This window comes from Paraburkholderia sp. UCT2 (genome assembly GCF_014397665.1).
Classification (GTDB): Bacteria; Pseudomonadota; Gammaproteobacteria; order Burkholderiales; family Burkholderiaceae; genus Paraburkholderia; species Paraburkholderia tuberum.
In genome coordinates, this window is sequence record NZ_VZQO01000176.1 from 1 (window position 1) to 304 (window position 304).

Annotated in this window: 1 protein-coding gene; it reads left to right on the forward strand. The window is 65.5% G+C overall.

All coding sequences use genetic code 11. The features are described 5' to 3' along the window. On the forward strand, window positions 1-304 hold a 304-nt coding region (locus tag F6X39_RS36255; protein ID WP_222945428.1), incomplete at both ends, for an Ig-like domain-containing protein.

Here is a 304-nt window from a genome sequence, read left to right on the forward strand (position 1 = left end):
GCGGGCAACGAAAGCAAGCCCTCGGAGCCGCACGTGGTGATCGTGGACACGACTGCGCCGGACCAGCCAGTCATTGGCGAAGTGACTGACGACGAAGGTCCGATCCAGGGACCGGTGGGCAATGGCGGCAGCACGGACGACACGACGCCGACGCTGGTGGGCAAGGGCGAACCGGGTGACACGATCATCGTGATCGACAACGGCACGCCGGTTGGCGAGACGCAGGTCGACGAGGACGGCAACTGGAGCTTCACGCCTGATACGCCGCTGGAAGAAGGCGAGCACGAGTTCACGGTGGTGGAGC